Here is a 20,294-nt window from a genome sequence, read left to right as displayed (position 1 = left end):
GAAACGCCGCGCCGGCGTCGAGGCTCGCGGCCCAAAGCCGGCGAGTGTGCGCCGGACCGCAAAAGTCCTCGAACATGACCGATGCGCACTGCTATCATTCGCGCCATGCCGCGCCCCAACCACGGGGCGGCGCCAGGCGGCGAGGAGGTCGCCGCCGAAGGCTCGCCGCGCGTTCGAACGCGGCGCGCCAGGTGTTGCGTGCCGATGTCATGCGGTTTTCGACGATGGTGTCGCGTTCGGCACACTTCGAAAGCCTTACAGATCGAGGCAAACGATTCACACATCGCAACACAGATTGGCGGAACTTCGTGATAGGTTCTGCCATCGGAGGTTTTTTGAATAAAAACATGCCCAAAGAGGATGAATACATGACCCAGGCTCTGCAGGAACTCGAAGCACAACTTCGGGACCTGAACATCAAGCTGTCGGAAGCCAAGCAGAAGGAGAAGCAAGCCGCACTCGCGGCATTCAGGGAGCAGGTCCAGCTGTTGGGCATCTCGCAGCAGGAAGTGCTGAGCGCCCTCGGCTACATCGTCCAGCGAAAACGCAAGGCGCCTGCCAAGTATTACGATCCGACGACCGGCCGCTCGTGGTCGGGCCGCGGCCCGCGACCCAAATGGCTTGAAGGCCGGGATCTCGATACGCTGCTGGTCGACCGCGAGGCCAAAACCTGGTGGCCCGGGGACGACCAGGGCTGAGGCAGCACCGCACCGGCACCGCGCCGGTGCCGTTCGAACCGCGCCGGCCTCACCACTCCCGCGTCCTCCCGTTCTTTCGGTGTCCCGGCCTGACTGCGGGATCGCCGGCTTCAACATCTTTCAAATTCATTACCACCGCTACCCGCTTCCGTTCCCGGAAGCGGGTAGCGCGGCGCTTTCTGCGTGCGCCCGTGCGCCGGCCCGTCATGCGCGGGAACAGGCTTTAGAATGTCGCCCGGACATTTCCGGCGGGACACCATGGCAGCAAACATGAAATCTTCGGCGCTCGACGATCCGGCGGCGCCGCGCGGCGGGCAGGTCGGGGCGTATGCGTGGAAGGCGCTGGCCGGCTCGGCGATCGGCTACGCGATGGACGGCTTCGACCTGCTGATCCTCGGCTTCATGCTGCCGGCGATCACCGCGGCTTTGCAGCTGACGCCCGGGCAGGGCGGCGCGCTCGTCACGTGGACGCTGATCGGCGCCGTCGCGGGCGGCATTCTGTTCGGTGCCCTGAGCGACCGCTACGGCCGCGTGCGCGTGCTGACCTGGACGATCATGCTGTTCGCGGTCTTCACCGGCCTGTGCGCGTTCGCGCAGGGCTTCCGGGACCTGCTCGTGTATCGCACCATCGCGGGCATCGGCCTCGGCGGCGAATTCGGCATCGGCATGGCGCTCGCGGCCGAAGCGTGGCCGGCGAGCAAGCGGGCGCGCGTGTCGTGCTACGTCGCGCTCGGCTGGCAGGCCGGCGTGCTGCTGGCCGCGCTGCTGACGCCGCTGCTGCTGCTCCATATCGGCTGGCGCGGGATGTTCGTGGTCGGCGTGTTGCCCGCACTGCTCGCGTGGGTGCTGCGCAACCGGCTGCACGAGCCGGAAGTCTTCGCGCAGCGCTCGACGCAGCCGCGCGCCAACGCGTTCCGGATGCTCGTCGCCGACGCGCGCACCGCGCGCACGAGTCTCGGCATCGTAATCCTGTGCTCGGTCCAGAACTTCGGCTACTACGGGATCATGATCTGGCTGCCGACCTTCCTGTCGAAACAGATGGGTTTCTCGCTGACGAAGTCGGGGCTGTGGACCGCGGCGACCGTCGTCGGGATGATGATCGGCGTCTGGACCTTCGGGCAGCTCGCCGATCGCATAGGCCGCAAGCCGACGTTCCTGCTGTACCAGCTCGGCTCGGTCGTGACGGTCATCGCCTACGCGCGCCTGTCGGACCCGACGGCGATGCTGTGGGCCGGCGCGCTGATGGGGATGTTCGTCAACGGGATGGTCGGCGGCTACGGCACGCTGATGTCCGAAGGCTATCCGACCGCCGCGCGCGCGACCGCGCAGAACGTGCTGTGGAATATCGGCCGTGCGGTCGGCGGCTTCGGGCCGGTGGCGGTTGGCGCGCTGGCCGCTCACTACTCGTTCCAGACGGCGATCGCGCTGCTCGCCGGCCTCTACGTGCTCGACATGGTCGCGACGCTGTTCCTGATCCCCGAGCTCAAGGGCGTCGAACTCGAATGACGATGCATGACGATGCGCGGCGCGCGGCCGGGTTTCGCAGCCCGGTGCCGCGCCGCGGTTCAATTCAACGATTCATCACATCACCGGAATACACGATGCAACGCAACCACCGAACGATCGGCGTGATGGGCTCGGGCAAGGAGCCGTGGCTCGCGTTCTCCGAGCCGCTCGGCGCATGGCTCGCGCAGGCCGGCTTCAACCTGCTGACGGGCGGCGGCCAGGGCGTGATGCTGGCGGTCGCGCGCGCGTTCGCCGGCGTGCCGGGGCGGGCCGGCCGGTCGATCGGCATCCTGCCGACGCAGGCCGATCCGCACGCGGGCTTCGTGCCGCTCGACGGCTATCCGCATCCGTTCGTCGAGATCCCGATCCTCACGCCGCTGCCGCGCCGCGAACCGGGTGCCGATCCGCACACCATCAACCGGAACTACGTGAACGTGCTGAGCAGCGACCTGATCGTCGCGCTGCCCGGCGGGCACGGGACCGCCGAGGAGATCGCGCTCGCGCAGCGCTGGCGCAAGCCGCTCATCTGCCTCGGGCCGGACGGCGCGTTTTGTGAGCTCGCGGCGGGCGCGACGTGCACGTCGTCGCTCGACGACGTGATCCGCTTCATCGACGCAGCGTTCGCGGCGGCGCTGCCGCATGCGGAGCCGGTGCAGCGATAGTGCGGCCGCGGCCGTGCGTCAGTCGCCGGGTGCGGGTGCCGACGGCGGCTGGTCGTGCAGCCGGTCGAGCACGGCCCGTTCGGATCGGCCGTCGCGCATTCGCGGCCGTTTCCCGAAAAGTGAGTGATCGTCGCAGGAGCGCGTCGGCGCGTGCTGGCGATCTGTCGGTGCGGCTCGACTGGCCGCCCCGCGCTGGTCAGCGCCCCGTCTTCAGTTGCGCCCACAACCGGTTCTGGAGCCGGCGAATCTCGGGCGGCATCGGCTTGAGCAGCGTCATCTTGCTCAGCACCTCGTCGGCCGGGTAGACCGACGGATCGCGCGCGATCGCGGGCTTCACGAACTGGCGCGCGGCCTTGTTCGCGGTCGGGTAGAACACCGCGTTGGTGATCCCCGCGTTGACCTTCGGGTCCTGCAGGTAGTTGATCCACTTCAGCGCGGCATCGCGGTTCGGCGCATCCTTCGGGATCACCATCATGTCGAACCACAGCAGCCCGCCTTCCCGCGGATTCGCGAAGCGGATCTCGTACGGACGCTTCGCTTCCGCCGCACGGCGATGCGCGATGCCGACGTCGCCGGAATAACCGAACGACACGCACAGGTCGTTGTTCGCGAGATCGTTGATGTAACCCGACGAGTTGAACTGCGTGATGTACGGGCGCACCTTCTTGAGTACTTCGTACGCGGCGCGGTAATCGGCCGGATTCGTGCTGTTCGGATCCTTGCCCATGTACTGCAGCGTCGCGGCGAACACGTCGACGGCCTGGTCCAGGAACGATACGCCGCAGCTCTTCAGCTTCGCCATGTTGGCCGGGTCGAACACCAGCGCCCAGCTGTCGACCGGCGCCTTGTCGCCGAGCGCTTTCTTCACCGCCTGCACGTTGTAGCCGATGCCGTCGGTGCCATACGCCCACGGCACGCCGTACTGGTTGCCCGGATCGGCGTCGGCGACCATCTTCATCAACAGCGGATCGAGGTTCGACAGGTTCGGCAGCTTCGTCTTGTCCAGCGGCTGGTAGACGTTTGCCTGGATCTGCTTGGCCATGTAGTTCGACGTCGGCACGACGATGTCGTAGCCGGAGTTGCCCGACAGCAGTTTCGCCTGCAGCGTGTCGTCGCTGTCGTAGTTGTCGTAGCGCACGTGCAGGCCGGTCTGCTTCTGGAAATTCGGGATCGTGTCCGGCGCGATGTAGTCGGACCAGTTGTAGATATTCAGCTCGCCGGCCGCCTGGGCGTGTGGGGTGACGACGGCGGCGATGCCCGCGACGGACATCGTGGCGGCGGTTGCGATGGTGCGGCGAAGGGTGCGGAGTTGCATGGCTTGTCTTCCGTATCGGCGTACGCGGCGCTGGGCGGTTGGCGAGTCGTCGCGCCACGGTTCAGGTGATGGACGTGTGGAACCGGCCGGCGCTCGAATCGAGCGCCGGCGGTGCATGATGATCAGGAGTCCGTTCGGTATGCGAAGCGAATCGTTCGGACATAAAACGCGAGTCGATCGGGTCGCGAGTCACGCGACACGATGCGCAGGTCGAACGGAGCGGAGGGGGCGCGCTAAGGCAGCAGCGACGCCACGTCGTCGGTGTGGATCGCGACGTATGCGCGCGCGGCGACGGCGTTGTGACGGCGGACGGAACGGCGGGACAGGATGGTGTAGATCGACAGATGCAGGCGAGGACTTTGCCGGCGGTCACTGTCGTCGGTGGACGAGATCGATGCACGCACGTTGCGCGCATCGCCTCGTCTCCACCGCACCAGCGGGCCACGGATTCTCACGATTGCTCTCGACCGGGTTGTTGAAAGTATTGAACACCTGGCGACTCGCGGACGCTGGCCGTTTCACGTGTCGATCGCCGCATTTGCCGCGCGGCGGCAGCGGGACCGTCAAGCAAAACGAAAGCATGATGCAAAGCGAAATCGCCGAAACATCGCGTTCCTGTGAATCATCAGGTAAATCGCTGTAAGGATGCCTCCGGATTTTCCCTAGTGATTCGAGCGCCGATGGATCGGGTCGATGAGCGTGAGCGCCGGGGCGTGCGTGACGTGTGCCGGCCGGGATGCGGCCGAAGTGATGAGAATATTCGACAGATTGCCGGCAGCACATGCGACATTTGCGGTTCGCGGCCGGCGTCACGCATGTCGGCCGCGGGGCGAAGCAACGCGCGTGCGGTCGTCAGGCGACCCGGATCCCCAGATTCTCGATCAGCATCGCGGCCTGGTCATACGAGATGGTCGCGCCGCGCAGCACGCCCGACGCGAGCAGCTTCGGCGTGCCGCCGAGTTCCACGTCGCGCAGGTCGGCCCCGTCGAACCGGGCGTCGTTCAGATGCGCGTTGCGCAGGCTGCCGCCTTCGAACACGGCGTCGCGAAAGTCCGTGCCGGCGAGATCGGCATCCGAGAAGTCGAGCGCCACGAGCCGCGTTTTCCGGAACGAGAAGCGGCGCAGGCTCGCGCCGACCAGCAACGTGTTCGCGAATTCGATGCCGAGCGACTTGCATTCCTCGAAGTCGGCGCCGGTCAGCCTGCATTCGTCGAAGCGCGCCGAGCCGAGCTTGCTGCGGCGCCAGCTCGTGTTGTTGAGATCGCAGGACTGAAACTGCGCGTCCTCGAGGTCGGCCGACGCGAAGCTCGTCTGGCGCGCGCGGCAGCGAATCCACGCGGTCTGCGCGAGCGTCGCGCCGACGAACGACGCTTCCGCGAGCGCGCAGCGCTCGAATCGCACGCCGCGCAAATCGAGCCGCGACAGGTCCGCACCTTCGAGATCGCAGTCTTCGAGACGAATCGGCGCAGGCGAGCCTTCGACGAGAAGCAGCAGGTCGGCGCGATCGAGCGTTCGGCCGGAGACGGAAACTCCGCAGGTCGTCATGGGGTAGTCCGGTGTGAGTTGAAATGTTCGAGGCCGGTATCGGATGGTATCGGCCGGGCTGAGCGACATCGCGCGGGCGCCGCCGCTCAGCGCGCGGCCTTCATCCGGGCCGCGACCGGCTTGCCGGCCGGCTCGCGCTGGAACGTCCACAGGATGCGCATCTGCGCGCGCATCGCCTGCTCGTCAGCCGGAACCAGGCAGTACGCGAGCCCGATACGGCTGATCAGCGCGATGATGTCGTCGAGCGCGGGCACCTGCGCGCCGTGCACGGCGATGTATTCACGGTACGGCTTGTCAAGCACGCGCTGCCACATCGGCGCGATGTTCTCGACGATGTAGCCGAACACGTCGGTGGACAGGCTCGTGGCCAGATAGTTGTGGTGAAAGCCGCCGTGATGACGATCGCGATAGCGCACCGCGAAGCACACGCTCTCTTCGCAGTAGGCCTCGAAGTCGTGCTCGAAGGCGGTGAGCGCGCGCTGCATCTCGTCGAAGAACTCGGCGTTCTGGATGCCGATCACGCCCTGGATCAGCTCTTTCTTCGTGCCGAAGTAGCGGTACAGCGTGCGCCGCGAAATGTTCGCGCGGCGTGCGACGTCGTCGATCGACAAGCGGTCGATCCCGTGCTCGATCATCGCGTCGAGCGTGGCGCGCAGGATCGCGCTTCGCCCGTCGTTGACGCTGTCCATCCTGCTGGCGTCGCCCCAGCGCAGTTGCCGATCCATACCTTTCCTCGTTGCCGTGCGTTGCGCGGCGTGTGCCGATGTGCCGACCGAATACGTCGGTTCGGAATTTTCGCACACGTTGTCACAAAAATGGAGTTTGTGCCATTATGCGTCACAAAATAAGCAGTTTGTGACATAGCGCCGGGTGCATCGACCTGCCCGGTGTGTTCCCGGCACGGTCCGCCACGCAGTGCAGGGCTGCGCCTTTCGACTGGAAGGAGACGATCCATGACCGAATCATCCACGCCGGCCACCCGGCATCCCGTTCACCGGATTCATGCCGCACCCATCGACGCGCGCTACGCGCGCGGCTGGCATTGCCTCGGGCTCGCCGACGACTACCGCGACGGCCGCGTGCACGGCCTGGCGATCTTCGGCACGCGCGTGGCGGTGTTCCAGGGCGAGGACGGGCAGTTGCGAATCCTCGACGGCTACTGCCCGCACATGGGCGCCGACCTCGGGCGCGGCCACGTCGACGGCAACGCGCTCGTGTGTCCGTTTCACGGCTGGTCGTGGGCCGGCGACGGCACCTGCACTGCGATTCCGTATTCGCAGCGCATCCCGCCGAAGGCGCGCATCAAGTCGTGGCCGGTGATGGAGCAGAACCGCCTGCTGTTCGTGTGGAACGATCCGGAGGGCAACGCGCCCGATCCGGCGGTCGAGATTCCGCGCATCGACGCGTGCTTCTCCGATGCGTGGAGCGACTGGGCGATCGTCAAGTGGGTGATCGACACGAACTGCCGCGAGCTGATCGACAACCAGTCCGACATGGCGCACTTCGGCCCCGTGCATGGCGCGCCGATCGACTACTTCTGCAACACGTTCGCTGGCCCGGTGGCCTACCAGAAACTGCGCGGCGGCAGCACGCGGCTGGCCGGCAGCGGCGGGTTGACGGCCGACTCGGCCTACTTCGGCCCGGCATACCACATCACGCTGATGACGGGCGAAGCGCAGGGGCAGCCGCTCAGGTCGATCCTGCTCAACAGCCACGTGCCGATCGATACGAACAGCTTCGAGCTGCGCTTCGGCGTGATGGTCGAGAAGAATCCGGCGCTGACGGAAGAACAGAATCGCGCGATGGTCGACGGCTACGTGCTGGCCGCGCAGTCGGCATTCCGCGAGGACGTCGCGATCTGGGACCACAAGACGCGCGTCGACAATCCGCTGCTGTGCGAAGGCGACGGTCCGATCTATCGGCTGCGCCAGTGGTACCAGCAGTTCTACACGGACGTGGGCGAGCTGCCCGCGCGACACGCGAGCGTCGAGGTGCACGAATACCGCGGCGAGCACGGCGCCTGGCGCCAGCTCGCCGACGTGCCGGCCGATGCGGCAAGCTGCCTTGCCACGATCTGAGCGGAGGCGATCATGCACGACGATCGACACGATTCGTTCGGCGACGCCACGTACGACGTGGTGGTGGTCGGCTCCGGCGCGGGCGCGATGACGGCGGCGCTGCGCGCGCACGACCAGGGGCTGTCGGTACTGGTGGTCGAGAAGAGCACCGTCTATGGCGGCACCACGGCGGTGTCCGGCGGCGGCATCTGGATTCCATGCAACGACCAGATCGCCGCGCTCGGCGGCAGCGATTCGTATGACGAAGCAATCATGTATTTGCGCGACGTGGTCGGCGAGGATTTCGACGCGCGGCGCATCGATGCGTATCTCGACAACGGCCCGAAGATGGTCGCGTATCTCGCGAAGCACGCGCACACGCGGTTCAACGCGGTGCCGCGTTATCCCGACTACTACCCGGACCGCAAGGGCGGCAAGCCCGGCTACCGGACGATGGAGCCGGCGCCGTTCGATGCCGCGCGTCTCGGCGCGCATTTCGACACGTTGCGCGCGCCGTCGCCGGCGACGCTGATCGGCGGGCGCATCGCGATGACGCAGATCGAGGCGCACACGATCCTCGCGAAGGAGCGCGGCTGGCTGAGGCTCGCCGCGCGCCTGATGCTGCGCTATGCCACCGATTTCAAATGGCGGCGCCGCACGCCGCGCGACCGGCGCCTGACGCTCGGCAATGCGCTCGTCGCGAGCCTGCGCGCGGCGCTCGAGCAGCGCGGCATCGCGCTGTGGCTCGCAACCCCGATGCGCTCGCTGCACACCGACGGCGCACGCGTGAACGGCGTGGTCGTCGAGCGCGACGGCCGGCCGTTCGGCATCCGTGCGACGCATGGCGTCGTGCTCGCGTGCGGCGGATTCGAGGCGAACCAGGCGATGCGCGACCAATATCTGCCGAAGCCGACGCGCGCGGAGTGGAGCGCGGCGCCGCCGATCAACACCGGCGACGGCATCCGCGCGGGGCTCGCGCTCGGGGCCGACGTGGCGCTGATGGGCTTCGTCTGGGGCGTGCCGACGGTGCGCGTGCCGGGCGAGGAGAAGCAGCGCGGGCTGTTCGTCGAGCGCTCGGCGCCGCGCTGCGTGATGGTCAACCGGCTCGGGCGGCGCTTCGTCAACGAATCGGCGCCGTATCCGGACGTGATCCACGCGATGTATGCGGACCATGCGAATACGCAGGCCAACGTGCCCGCGTGGCTGATCTTCGATGCCGAATATCGCAAGCGTTATCCGTGCGGCGTGCTGCTGCCCGGCAGCGTGCAGCCGGACAGCAGGATCCCGCCCGGCTGGCTCGACTCCGTCATCTATCGCGCGGGCTCGCTGGCCGAGCTGGCCGCGAAGATCGGCGTGGATGCGCAGGGGCTCGCGCAGACGGTCGAGCGGATGAACGGTTACGCGCTCACCGGCATCGATACCGAATTCGGCAAGGGCGGCAACCTGTTCGATCGCTATTACGGCGATTCGTCGTCGAAGCCGAATCCATGCCTCGGGCCGATCGAGCGTGCGCCGTTCTATGCGCTGCGGGTCGACCCGGGCGAGATCGGCACGAAGGGCGGCTTGCGTACCGATGCGCATGCGCGCGTGCTGCGTTCCGACGGTTCGGTGATCGACGGCCTCTATGCGCTCGGCAACACGTCGGCGGCCGTGATGGGCAAGACCTACCCGGGCCCCGGCTCGACGATCGGGCCGGCGATGACGTTCGGCTATGTCGCGGCCGATCACATCGCGGCCGCGCGTTCCGACCGCTTCCTCTAGTCGAGGCCTTGACCTTGAAGTCGGGTTGAATCTTAGAGTGCCTGCTGACGGTAGTGAATCGGCAGGCCCGCACGTTGCCTGCGACGATCAATCTTCGACGAGAGGCAACGCAGATGGACAGGCGCTTTACACAGGTCGAATTCGGGCCCCACAAGGTCGATGTGCCCGAAGGCGGGTACTACGACCGGTTCCGGATGAATCCGGATCTCGACGCGGTCGCGCGGGATCCCGCCGCGGGGAACATCGATTTTTTCCGTCGGATTCCGAAGCGTCAGGTCGCGTCGCGCGTCGGTCCGACCTGGGCGCCGAATTTCTACTATCGCTCCAGCAGCATCCAGCTGCTGTTTCTCGCGCCGCTCGAGCGCCTGCGTACCACGCTGCCGGTGCCGCTCGAACCGCTGCGCGCATTTCCCGGTTACGGGCTGGTCGCGCTGACGTTCTTTTCGTATTCGGTCTGTGACAACGATCCGTATGACGAGGTGTCCGTCGCGGTCGTGATTCGCCGGCCGGGTGCGCGCGGCTCGCATGCGCTCGAGCTGCTCGACGCGATGCGGCGCCGGAGCTTCTTCGCGCATGTGCTGGCGCTGCCCGTCACCACGGAAATCGCGCGGGTGCGCGGCGTGCACGGCTATCAGCTGCCCAAATGGCTCGCCGATATCGACATGAACATCGGCGCACGCGTGAGCGCGCGGATCGCCGGGATGGACGGCCGGCCGGACCTGACGCTGAACGCACCGTCGCCCGCGCTGATCGACGTGCCGTCGCAGTCGCGGATGGGCACGAATACCATGGTCAATCTCGTCGACGGCGTGTGGCACCAGAGTTCGGTGCAGACGAATACGCTATCGTTCGCACAGCGCGTGTTGCCGCTCGGCATCGAGCTGGTGCGGCACGACGGGCCGCTGAGCCAGCTGCTCGACGGGCTCGGCGTATCCACCATCGTGCGGTTCGACGTGGTCAAGGATGCCCAGCTGGTGCTGAATCTGCCGACGCCATTGGGGAACGTTCAATGAACCCGTTCGATGAATCCGGCTGCTCGTAACCAACCCGTTTTCGGAGGAAGCATCGATGACCCAGCCGACCCGTGATCTGGATCTCGTCGTATTCGGTGCCACCAGCTTCGTCGGGCAGATCCTGACGCGCTACCTGTCCGAATACCTGTCGGGCAGCGGAGAAACGCTGCGCTGGGCGATCGCCGGCCGCTCGGAGGCGAAGCTCCGGCAGGTCAGGGACGCGCTGGGCGCCGCGTGGCAGGCGCTGCCGATCATCGTGGCCGATGCAGCCGACGAAGCGCGGTTGCGTGCGTTGTGCGTGCGCACGCGCGTCGTCGTGTCGACCGTCGGCCCGTACGCACTGTATGGCGAGCCGCTGGTGCGGATCTGCGCGCAGACCGGCACGGACTACTGCGATCTCACCGGCGAGACGCAGTGGATCAAGCGGATGATCGAACGGTACGAACCGGCGGCCAGGCAATCGGGCGCGCGCATCGTGCATTGCTGCGGTTTCGATTCGGTGCCGTCGGACATCGGCGTCCTGTTCCTGCAGCAGCACGCGCGGCGGCAGTGGGGCAGGCCGGCCACGCAGGTGAAGATGCGCGTGAAGACGCTGAAGGGCGGTGCGTCGGGCGGAACGGTCGCGAGCGTGATCAACGTCGTGCGCGAAGCCGCGGCCGATCCCGCGTTGCGCCGCGAACTGCTCGATCCGTATGCGCTGTGTCCGAAGGATCATCGCTTTACGGTGCGGCAGCACGCGGTCCGGTCGGCGGAATTCGATCGCGACGGCGGCACGTGGATTGCGCCGTTCGTGATGGCGGCCATCAACGAGCGCGTCGTGCATCGCTCGAACGCGCTCGCGCACAACGCGTACGGCAGCCGGTTCGCGTATGACGAAGCGGTCATCACGGGCACGGGTTTCAAGGGCCGCCTCGCCGCGCTCATGATGATGGCCGGCCTCGGCGCGTTCATGGCGGGCGTTCTCGTCAAGCCGGTGCGCAGCCTGATGGAGCGCTTCCTGCTACCGAAGCCCGGCGAGGGGCCGAGCGTTGCCGCGCAGCTGGCCGGCCGTTTCGATCTGCGCTTCTTCGGGCGCGCCGACGACGGGCGGACGCTGCGCGTGAAAGTCACCGGCGATCGCGATCCGGGCTACGGCTCGACCGGGAAGATGCTGGGCCAGGCCGCGCTCAGCCTCGCGCTGGATTGCAGCCGCGACGGCGAGAAGACCGGGCGCGGCGGCGGCTTCTGGACGCCCGCGACGATGTTCGACGAGCGCTTCGTCGAGCGCCTCGTGCGTCATGCCGGGTTGCGTTTCGAGGTGCTTTGAGCGTGTGGCGCACGCGTCCGGGTCGACAGGAATCGAAAAAACAGAGGATCACGAATCAACGTGAGGAGGCAGCTTGCTGCAACCTGCAACCGCGGGTCGGAAGGCCGGATCCGGTGTCGCCGGCGCGCCGCGCCGGTCGGACGCGTTACAGGAGCGCGATGACCTGCGCGGCCGTCGCCTTCGCCGACTGCGGATTCTGCCCGGTCACGAGACGGCCGTCGTCGACGCGCCGCCATTTGTCGGATGGCAGGACACCTGCCCATGGCCTCGATACGCTTGCCGAGGCAAACCGTAACCTTTAAGTGAAGTTCAAGGGCAGGCGTTTTTCGCCTTGCCTTTGCGCGCGCGCGTTGCCCATGACGAGGCCGGGAAGTGCCGGTACGGCGCGGAGTGGCTGACGTTCGCGCGCCGCGCGATTTCAGTCGTTCGCGCCCGCGCGCGGCGTCTTGCCGGTCCAGCGCCGGTACGCATGGCGGAAGCTGCGCGGCTCGCTGTAGCCGAGCCGCTCCGCGATCGCGGCCACGCTCAGCGCCGGCTCGTCGAGCAGCCGCACCGCCTCCTGGCGACGCACGTCGTCGAGCAGCGACTGAAACGTGATGCCGTCCTTGTCGAGCCGGCGTCGCAAGGTGCGCTCGGTCAGGTGCAGCGCGTTCGCGAGCGACGTCATCGACTTGAAGCGCGCGAGGTCGCGCGCCATCAACTCCTTCGCGCGATCGGCGAAACGCGTGCCGACCGACGCGGCCCACTGCCGTTCGAGCGCTTCGCATTGCCCGTGCAGCGCATTGAAACTGACCTCGTTCGCGAGCCGCGGGGCTTCCGTGCCGTTCACGCTCGTGAACACGAGCCGGTTCTCGTCCGCATTGAACGTGACCGGGCAGTCGAAGTGGCGTGCGTAGTCCGCGCCGTTGCGCGGCGTGCGGCGGGCGAGATGCAGCTGCGCGGGCCATACCGGCTTGCCGACCAGATCGGACACGATCAGGCGCAGGCTCGACAGGCACATGTCGGTCTGGAACACCTCGAGGTCGGGTTCGCCGTTGTAGCGGCCGATCGTCACGCTCATCCCGTCCGCGTGCGCGTGCACGCGCACGTCGAAATACAGCCCCATGAACAGCGGAAACTGGCTCATGCACCGGAACGCCTGCATCACGGAGCCGCTGATCAGCATCGCGTAACCGGCCAGGCCGAGCGTCGACACATGGAGCCGCGCGCCGATCGACAGGCCGATCGACGGTACGCCGCTGCAGCGCAGCAGGTTGCGGAAGCAACGTTGCTCCTGGCCGCGATTCACGTGCAGGTTCGGCGACGCGACTTCGGCCGCGCCGAGGCCGGTGCCCGCGAGCAGCGCGGCGCCGTCGATGTGCCGGACGCGGCATTCGTCGAGCGCGACCGCGATCGCGTGCACGGTGGCGGGAATGTCTTCCTGGCGTCCGGCCGGACGCGCGAGGCCGAGCGCCGAACGCAGGCTGCGTTCGGCGCGGCTTTGAGGTCGATGGGACTTGCTGTCCATGGCGAGGGGCGGCAACGGGTTCGCGTAGAACATAGCCGGAATGTCCGCGAAACGCCAGAGGGCCCGCATCAGCGGGGGAGCAGGCCGGCTGCCACGCGTCCGGAAATATCCCCCGATTACGTCCGCTTTTCTCATTCGTCGTCGATTTTTTGGCGCACCACACTCGTTTCCGGATCGCGCAATGCCCGCATTGCCGACGAGACGAGTGTTGATGTCATGGACCACGCCACGTGAGGACAGCATGAAAGACACCAGGCCGGAGCAGCGCACGCCCAGCGCCGCGACAGACGACGTGCGGGCGCGCACGGACGGGCACGCCGACGCGGGGCCACACGCCGCGCATTCGCTCGGGCTGTTCACGCTGGTGATCTTCGGCCTCGCATACATGCTGCCGATGACGGTGTTCACGACCTACGGGATCGTCACGCGCGAAACCAACGGACACCTGACGATCGCGTATGCGGTCACGCTGGTCGCGATGCTGCTGACCGCGCGCAGCTACGGCCACATGGCGCGGCTGATGCCGAGCGCCGGTTCCGCCTATACGTTCGCGAGCCGCAACTTCGGCACCTCGGCCGGCTTCATGGTCGGCTGGGCGCTGCTGATGGACTACCTGTTCATCCCGATGATCAGCTACCTCGCGATCGGCATCTACATGAAACAGCTGTTCCCGGCCGTGCCGGCCAGCGTGTGGATCGTCGCGAGCATCGCGCTGGTCACCGGGCTGAACATCGTCGGCATCCGGCTCGTCAACCGCGTGAACCTGATCCTGATCGCGAGCCAGCTCGTGTTCATTGCGGTCTTCGTCGCGGCGGCCGCGCATGTCGCGGCCGGCGAGGGGCTGGCGCCGACGCTCGCGCTGCCGTCGTCGGGCGACGCGCGGGCGATCTTCGCCGGGTCCGCGATCCTGTGCCTGTCGTTCCTCGGCTTCGATGCGGTGTCGACGCTGTCGGAGGAAACGCGCGAGCCGCGCCGCACGGTGCCGCGCGCGATTCTGCTCTGCACGCTCGCGAGCGGCCTGCTGTTCATGCTGATCGCGTATGCGGGGCAGGTGGTGTTCCCCGACTGGCATGCGTTCAAGGATCTCGATTCGGCCAGCCTCGAACTGATGCGGCGCATCGGCGGCGGCACGCTGTCGGCGCTGTTCGTCGCGGTCTACGTGGCCGGCTGTTTCGCGAGCGCGATGGCCGGCCAGGCGAGCGTCACACGCGTGCTGTTCGCGATGGGCCGCGACCGGGTGCTGCCCGAGCGCGTGTTCGGCCACCTGCACGCCCGGTTGCGCACGCCGGTGCGCGCGACGCTCGCGGTCGGTGTCGTGTCGCTGTCCGCGCTGTTCATCTCGCTCGATCTCGCGTCGACGATGATCAGCTTCGGCGCGCTCGTCGCATTCGCGGTCGTGAACCTGTGCGTGATGCGCAGCTATCTCGGCCGCCCGGAACATCGCCGCTTCGCGGGCTGGATCAGGTACGGCGCGGTGCCGGCGCTCGGCTTCGCGATGAACGTCTGGCTGTGGTCGGGCCTGTCGCGCCAGACCTTCTACGTCGGCATCGGCTGGCTCGCGATCGGGCTGTGCCAGCTGCTGTGGCTCACGCGCGGCTTCACGCGCCCGGCGCCGACGCTGTCGATGAACTGAACGACCGGCCTGCGGCTTCCGGCTGCGGGCCGCCGGTTTCGAATCCCTGAAGGAGGAATGACCCATGAACGGTGTTGACGTCAATCTCGATGCGGACCTGCAGGCGCTCGGCAAGCGCCATCTGCTGATGCACTTCACGCACGCCGATGCGTATCGCGACCACGCGCTGACGGTGTTCGACCGCGGCGAAGGCTGCTGGCTCGTCGATCGCAACGGCAAGCGCTACTTCGACGGGCTCGCCGGGCTGTACTGCGTGCAGGTCGGTTACAGCCACGGCGCGGAGATCGGCGACGCGATCCGCGAGCAGATGGTGCGGCTGCCATTCGCGACCAACTGGGGCTACGGCCACGAGCCGGCGATCCGCCTCGCGCACAAGCTCGCGGCGCTCGCACCGGACGGCCTGAACCGCGTGTTCTTCACGTCGAGCGGCTCGGAGTCGAACGAATCGGCGATCAAGCTGGTGCGCCAGTATCACCAGGCGCGCGGCGAGCCGCAGCGGCGCAAGTTCATCGCGCGGCGCGTCGCGTATCACGGCACGTCGTTCGGCGCGCTCGCGCTGAACGGGATGACCAACTTCCGCAAGCATTTCGAGCCGCTGATGGCGGGCGTGCGGCACGTGAGCAACACGAAGCGCTACGGGCGGCCGGAAGGCGAGACCGAAGCGCAGTTCACGCGCCATCTGCTCGACGAGATCGAAGCGCTGATCGTCCAGGAAGGGCCGGACACCGTCGCCGCGCTCGTCGTCGAGCCGCTGCAGAACGCGGGCGGCAGCCTGACGCCGCCGGCCGGTTATGCGCAGGGGCTGCGCGCGCTGTGCGACCGGCACGGCGTGCTGCTCGTGGCGGACGAAGTGATCTGCGGGTTCGGCCGGCTCGGCGAATATTTCGGGTCGACGCGTTACGGGCTGAAGCCGGACCTCATCACGTTCGCGAAGGGGATCGCGTCGGGCTACGTGCCGCTCGGCGGCGTGATCGCGAGCGACACGGTGGTCGACACCGTGCTCGCCGGCCCGCAGCAGATGTTTCTGCACGGCGCGACCTACGGCGGCCATCCGGTCGCGTGCACGGCCGCGCTCGCGAACCTCGCGATCATGGAGCGCGAAGGCGTGCTCACGAACGTCCGCGCCAACGAAGCGGTGTTCCGCGAGACGCTCGACGGCCTGCTCGAGCTGCCGTGTGTCGGCGACGTGCGCGGCGACGGCTATCACTATTCACTCGAACTCGTGACCGACAAGGCCGCGCGCCGCTGGGCCGCCGGCATCGGCGCGCAGACGTTCGTGTCGACGCTGCTCGCGCCAGCGATCTTCGAAGCCGGGCTGTTGTGCCGCGCCGGCGTCGACCACGAAGGCACGCCGATCGTGCAGTTCTCGCCGCCGCTCGTGATGTCGCGCGACGAGATCGTGTGGTTCGTCGCGAAGATCCGCGACATTCTCGCCGACACCTACGCGCGTGCGACGCGCTGAGCGCGTCGCACGCATTCGCCACCACAGGAGCATTCGATGCGAACCTCACAACAGAGCTATATCGCCGGACAGTGGTGCGATCCGGCCGATGCGCGCGCGATCGACGTGATCGATCCGGCGACCGCGAAGCCATACGCGCGGCTCGCGATCAGCGGGCCGGCCGACGTCGACCGCGCGGTCGGCGCGGCGAAGCGGGCATTCGACGCGTATTCGCGCTGGACGGTCGACGCGCGCGTCGCGCTGCTGCAGCGCGTGCTCGACATCTACCGGCGCCGCTACGACGAAGTCGCGCGCACGATCAGCCAGGAGATGGGCGCGCCGATCGCGTTCGCGCGCGCGATGCAGGCCGCGGTCGGCACCGCGCATCTCGAACAGACGATCCGTGCGCTGCAGTCGTTCCGGTTCAGCACGCAGACCGATTCGCTGCTGGTGTCGCACGAGCCGATCGGTGTGTGCGCGCTGATCACGCCGTGGAACTGGCCGATCAACCAGATCGTCTGCAAGGTCGCGCCGGCGCTCGCGGCGGGCTGCACGATGGTGCTCAAGCCGAGCGAGATCGCACCGTTCAGCGCGATCCTGTTCGCGGAGATCCTGCACGAAGCCGGCGTGCCGCCGGGCGTGTTCAACCTCGCGCACGGCTACGGGCATGAGGTCGGCGATGCGCTGTCGCGGCATCCGGACGTCGACATGGTGTCGTTTACCGGCTCGACGCGTGCCGGTGTCGAAGTCGCGAAGGCCGCGGCCGATACCGTGAAGCGCGTGCACCAGGAACTCGGCAGCAAGAGTCCGAACCTGATCCTGCCCGATGCCGACATCGAGGATGCCGTCACGCGCGGCGCGCGCAGTTGCTTCAGCAACAGCGGGCAGTCGTGCAACGCGCCGACGCGGATATTCGTGCACGTCGATCAGCTGGCCGCGGCCGAGGCGGCGGCGCGCAAGGAGGCGGAGCGCACCGTCGTCGGCGATCCGCGTTCGCCGGAAACGGGCATCGGGCCGGTCGTCAGCCGCACGCAGTTCGACCGCATCCAGCAGCTGATCCGGCGCGGCATCGACGAGGGCGCGACGCTCGTCGCCGGCGGGCCCGGCCGTCCGGACGGGCTCGGCGACGGCTTCTACGTGAAGCCGACGGTGTTTTCGAACGTCACGCCGGACATGACGATCGCGCGCGAGGAGATCTTCGGGCCGGTGCTGTCGATCCTGACCTACCGGACCGAGGACGAAGCCGTGGCGCTCGCGAACGATTCGGTCTACGGGCTCGCGGCTTACGTGCAGACGAAGGATCTCGAGCGCGCCCGCCGCATCGCGGCGCGCTTGCGCGTGGGCAACGTGCACATCAACTATCCGGCGTGGAACCCGGCCGCGCCGTTCGGCGGCTACAAGCGTTCGGGGAACGGGCGCGAGTATGCGGAGTTCGGCCTCGTCGAATATCTGGAGACGAAAGGCACGACGGGGTACGCGTGAGCGGCGGTGGCCGACCGCCGCCGGACGGTCGGCCCCTGCCGCGAGCCGGCTTCGCGTGTACCGACAGTCAGTTATCCTCGCGATCTGCCGCGGCCGCGTCGGCGCCCGGAACGGGCGCGGCGGCCCGCCTGCGGATTTCGGAGTCGAGGATCAAGCGCCCGCGCAGCTTCCCTTTCATCCGCTTCACGTGCTTGGGCGCCTCGGTCATGTGCTCGACCATCAGCGCACGCACGCGCTCGGCATCGCGCGCTCGCGCGGCCAGCAGGATCTCCTTGTGGATCGACACGTTCGCTTCGCCGAAGCGCTTGTGCTCCACGAGCGGCGTATCGTTCCTGAACTCGATCAGCTGCCGGATCATCTCGTTGATCAGCTCGCAGCTGAAGCGCAGGAAGGGGTTCGGGTTCGCGGCCGCGAGGATGTCGTGGAACGTCGTGTCCTCCTGCCGCTGGCGCAGCATGTGGCCGCGGTCGTGCACACCCGACGCGCCGTCGCAGCACGCGATGTTCGCCTCCAGCGCCGCGAAGTCGCGCTCGGTCAGGTGCGGCACGGCGCCCGCCGCCAGCTCGGGTTCGAGAAGCTTGCGCACCGTGTAGATGTCGTCGATCGTCACGTCCTTGAAGAACAGGTAGTTCTGCAGGAGTTGCAGCGTGCGGTCGAGCGGCACCTCGACGACCATCCCGCCGCCCGACGGCCCCGTCGTGACCTTGATGAGCCCCTGCACCTCGAGCGACTTCAGCGCCTCGCGGATCGTGCTCTTGCTCACCGCGTACAGCTGCTGCAGTTCCGCCTCGCGCGGCAGGCGGTCGCCCGGCTTCAGGTCCTTCTCGGTGATCAGCCGCTTGATCTCCTCGGCGACGAGATCCGCCCGCTTCGGCTGCTTGATTTCGACCGCGAGGCCCGCCCTGGCTCGGTCCATGACCATCTTCAAGACTCCTTTGTCTGACTGCGCGCCACGTCATCGTCGACGATCCGTTGCGGCGCGGGGTACGGAATTTTGCCTGATTGACACCAATTTTGATCAACTCTAGCATCAGGTTCATTCTATTTATCATGATAAATAGGATCAACCGGCGACGCGCATCCTGCAGGGCGTGGATACGGTTTGGGTTTGGCAGTCGGTCGCATCGTGTGTCCCCCTTTATCAGGAGCGTCAACTTGAATCGCCGAGAACTGTTGAAACTGGCCGCGCTGTCGGCCGTGCCGGGTGCGCTCGGCAGCATGTCGTCCCGGGTCGCCCTCGCGCAGGGTTCGACCATCCAGCTTGCCTGCCCGGTGCCGATGTCGGGGCCGTTCGCCGCCAATGGCAAGTACGCCGATCTCGGCATGCAGCTCGCCGTCCGGCAATACGGCAAGGTGCTCGGTGCGCCGCTCGCGTATACGGCACTCGACACCGAGGGCAAGCCCGCGACCGCCGTGCGGCGCGTGCAGGAGATCGCGCAGCAGAAGGGGGCCCGCTTTTTTGCGGGCGGCATCCTGTCGTCCGAATCGCTGGCGATGGGCAAGGAAGTCCAGAAGGCGGGCGGCGTGTTCATCACGACGGCGGGCGCGGACGAACTGACCGGCAAGGACTGCAACGATGCGACGTTCCGCTGGTCGGTGCCGACCTTCGGCGCGATCGAGCAGACGGTGCGGCCGTTGCTCCAGATGCTGCCGAAAGCGAAGCGCTGGTACACGATCACGCCGCAATACGTGTTCGGCGAGGGCCTGCTGTCCGCCGCGAAGGCGATCTTCAAGGAGAAGGGCATCGAGCATGTCGGCAACAGCTACCACTCGCTCGCCGAGAAGGAGTTCAGCGGCTACCTGACGAACGCGGCGGCCGCGCAACCGGACGTGCTGCTGATCCTGAACTTCGGCTCGCAATCGTCGGACACGCTGCGCCAGGCCGTCAGCTTCGGGATGAAGCGCAACTGCACGATCCTGCTTGCGTGGGCATCGGGCCTCGAGCAGTTCGAGGCGCTCGGCCCCGACATCTGCGACGGCGTGTATTTCGGTGCGCAGTACTGGCACGGCATCGATTCGCCGCTGAACCGCGACTTCGTGAAGCGCGCGAACGCCGCGTTCAAGGCGAACCCGAACTACAGCCTCGCGGGTTCGTACATCTGCTCGAAGATCCTGCTCGACGCGATGGTGAAGGCCGGCAGCGCCGATCCGAAGAAGGTCGTCGCGGCGATGGAAGGCATGAAGTACGACGGTCTCACGGGCCCGGAGGAAATCCGCAAGGGCGACCACCAGGTGCTGAAGAACTACTACCTGCTGAAGGGCAAGCCGAAGAGCCGGATGAAGAACGCGGACGACTACGCGGATATCGTCAGCTCGGGTCAATCGTTCCTGTCCGTCGACAAGACGGGGTGCAAGCTCGCGTAACGCG

17 protein-coding genes and 1 pseudogene are annotated in these 20,294 nt (G+C 67.2%); 11 read left to right on the top strand and 7 right to left on the bottom strand.

Annotation, left to right across the window (positions count from 1 at the left end; all coding sequences use genetic code 11):
* The first annotated feature begins 368 nt into the window (after nt 1-368).
* The 3 genes from NQV17_RS18520 to NQV17_RS18510 all read left to right on the top strand — a co-directional run bounded on the left by NQV17_RS18520 (nt 369) and on the right by NQV17_RS18510 (nt 2,866).
* Nucleotides 369-698 (top strand): H-NS family nucleoid-associated regulatory protein, encoded by a 330-nt coding sequence (locus NQV17_RS18520; RefSeq protein WP_044847685.1) that lies wholly within the window; start codon nt 369-371, stop codon nt 696-698.
* 258 nt (nt 699-956) lie between these two features.
* On the top strand, nt 957-2,204 hold the full coding sequence (locus tag NQV17_RS18515; protein WP_257773365.1) for an MFS transporter: 1,248 nt from the start codon (nt 957-959) through the stop codon (nt 2,202-2,204).
* A 95-nt stretch (nt 2,205-2,299) separates the two neighbouring features.
* Nucleotides 2,300-2,866: a DNA-binding protein gene (locus NQV17_RS18510; RefSeq protein WP_257773364.1), complete on the top strand. Its 567-nt coding sequence runs from the start codon at nt 2,300-2,302 to the stop codon at nt 2,864-2,866.
* 196 nt (nt 2,867-3,062) lie between these two features.
* On the opposite strand, the gene NQV17_RS18505 is transcribed toward NQV17_RS18510, so the two are convergent.
* The 4 genes from NQV17_RS18505 to NQV17_RS18490 all read right to left on the bottom strand — a co-directional run bounded on the left by NQV17_RS18505 (nt 3,063) and on the right by NQV17_RS18490 (nt 6,451).
* Nucleotides 3,063-4,136 carry a polyamine ABC transporter substrate-binding protein gene (locus tag NQV17_RS18505; RefSeq protein WP_374692731.1) on the bottom strand — a complete coding sequence of 358 codons (1,074 nt, stop codon included), beginning with the start codon at nt 4,134-4,136 and terminating at the stop codon, nt 3,063-3,065.
* A gap of 278 nt (nt 4,137-4,414) precedes the next feature.
* A complete protein-coding gene (locus NQV17_RS18500) occupies nt 4,415-4,585 on the bottom strand; it encodes a hypothetical protein (protein WP_193759844.1) in 171 nt (56 codons plus the stop codon).
* 448 nt (nt 4,586-5,033) lie between these two features.
* Nucleotides 5,034-5,726 carry a pentapeptide repeat-containing protein gene (locus tag NQV17_RS18495; RefSeq protein WP_257773362.1) on the bottom strand — a complete coding sequence of 231 codons (693 nt, stop codon included), beginning with the start codon at nt 5,724-5,726 and terminating at the stop codon, nt 5,034-5,036.
* Between the two features lie 86 nt (nt 5,727-5,812).
* Nucleotides 5,813-6,451, bottom strand: a complete 639-nt coding sequence (locus NQV17_RS18490) for a TetR/AcrR family transcriptional regulator (protein ID WP_257773361.1) — start codon at nt 6,449-6,451, stop codon at nt 5,813-5,815.
* A gap of 228 nt (nt 6,452-6,679) precedes the next feature.
* On the opposite strand from NQV17_RS18490, the gene NQV17_RS18485 reads away from it, so the two are divergent.
* The 4 genes from NQV17_RS18485 (at nt 6,680) to NQV17_RS18470 (ending at nt 11,863) form a co-directional block, all read left to right on the top strand.
* Nucleotides 6,680-7,804 carry an aromatic ring-hydroxylating dioxygenase subunit alpha gene (locus tag NQV17_RS18485; RefSeq protein ID WP_257773360.1) on the top strand — a complete coding sequence of 375 codons (1,125 nt, stop codon included), beginning with the start codon at nt 6,680-6,682 and terminating at the stop codon, nt 7,802-7,804.
* 12 nt (nt 7,805-7,816) lie between these two features.
* Nucleotides 7,817-9,544, top strand: a complete 1,728-nt coding sequence (locus tag NQV17_RS18480) for an FAD-dependent oxidoreductase (protein ID WP_257773359.1) — start codon at nt 7,817-7,819, stop codon at nt 9,542-9,544.
* Between the two features lie 113 nt (nt 9,545-9,657).
* On the top strand, nt 9,658-10,557 hold the full coding sequence (locus tag NQV17_RS18475) for an acetoacetate decarboxylase family protein (protein ID WP_257773358.1): 900 nt from the start codon (nt 9,658-9,660) through the stop codon (nt 10,555-10,557).
* 55 nt (nt 10,558-10,612) lie between these two features.
* Nucleotides 10,613-11,863 (top strand): trans-acting enoyl reductase family protein, encoded by a 1,251-nt coding sequence (locus tag NQV17_RS18470; protein ID WP_257773357.1) that lies wholly within the window; start codon nt 10,613-10,615, stop codon nt 11,861-11,863.
* A gap of 145 nt (nt 11,864-12,008) precedes the next feature.
* Here NQV17_RS18470 and NQV17_RS37945 read toward each other — a convergent pair.
* Both NQV17_RS37945 and NQV17_RS18465 read right to left on the bottom strand, forming a co-directional pair.
* Nucleotides 12,009-12,089 (bottom strand): annotated as a pseudogene (locus NQV17_RS37945) (type 1 glutamine amidotransferase domain-containing protein); the annotation flags it as partial.
* Between the two features lie 192 nt (nt 12,090-12,281).
* Entirely contained in the window at nt 12,282-13,370 is a 1,089-nt protein-coding gene (locus NQV17_RS18465; protein WP_257773356.1) for an AraC family transcriptional regulator, read from the bottom strand.
* A gap of 241 nt (nt 13,371-13,611) precedes the next feature.
* On the opposite strand from NQV17_RS18465, the gene NQV17_RS18460 reads away from it, so the two are divergent.
* The 3 genes from NQV17_RS18460 (at nt 13,612) to NQV17_RS18450 (ending at nt 17,926) form a co-directional block, all read left to right on the top strand.
* Nucleotides 13,612-15,003: an APC family permease gene (locus NQV17_RS18460; RefSeq protein ID WP_257773355.1), complete on the top strand. Its 1,392-nt coding sequence runs from the start codon at nt 13,612-13,614 to the stop codon at nt 15,001-15,003.
* Between the two features lie 64 nt (nt 15,004-15,067).
* Nucleotides 15,068-16,465 (top strand): aspartate aminotransferase family protein, encoded by a 1,398-nt coding sequence (locus NQV17_RS18455; RefSeq protein WP_257773354.1) that lies wholly within the window; start codon nt 15,068-15,070, stop codon nt 16,463-16,465.
* A 36-nt stretch (nt 16,466-16,501) separates the two neighbouring features.
* Nucleotides 16,502-17,926: an aldehyde dehydrogenase family protein gene (locus tag NQV17_RS18450; protein WP_257773353.1), complete on the top strand. Its 1,425-nt coding sequence runs from the start codon at nt 16,502-16,504 to the stop codon at nt 17,924-17,926.
* 67 nt (nt 17,927-17,993) lie between these two features.
* Here NQV17_RS18450 and NQV17_RS18445 read toward each other — a convergent pair whose 3' ends face one another.
* A complete protein-coding gene (locus NQV17_RS18445; protein ID WP_257773352.1) occupies nt 17,994-18,848 on the bottom strand; it encodes a FadR/GntR family transcriptional regulator in 855 nt (284 codons plus the stop codon).
* Nucleotides 18,849-19,081: 233 nt separating this feature from the next.
* Here NQV17_RS18445 and NQV17_RS18440 point away from each other — a divergent pair, with 233 nt between their 5' ends.
* Complete coding sequence (locus tag NQV17_RS18440; protein ID WP_257773351.1) at nt 19,082-20,290, top strand: ABC transporter substrate-binding protein; 1,209 nt, start codon at nt 19,082-19,084, stop codon at nt 20,288-20,290.
* Nucleotides 20,291-20,294 lie beyond the last annotated feature (4 nt).

The organism is Burkholderia sp. SCN-KJ (genome assembly GCF_024656005.1).
Classification (GTDB): domain Bacteria; phylum Pseudomonadota; class Gammaproteobacteria; order Burkholderiales; family Burkholderiaceae; genus Burkholderia.
Note: the sequence above shows the minus strand (reverse complement) of the source record. Positions and strands in the feature narration are given on the sequence as shown.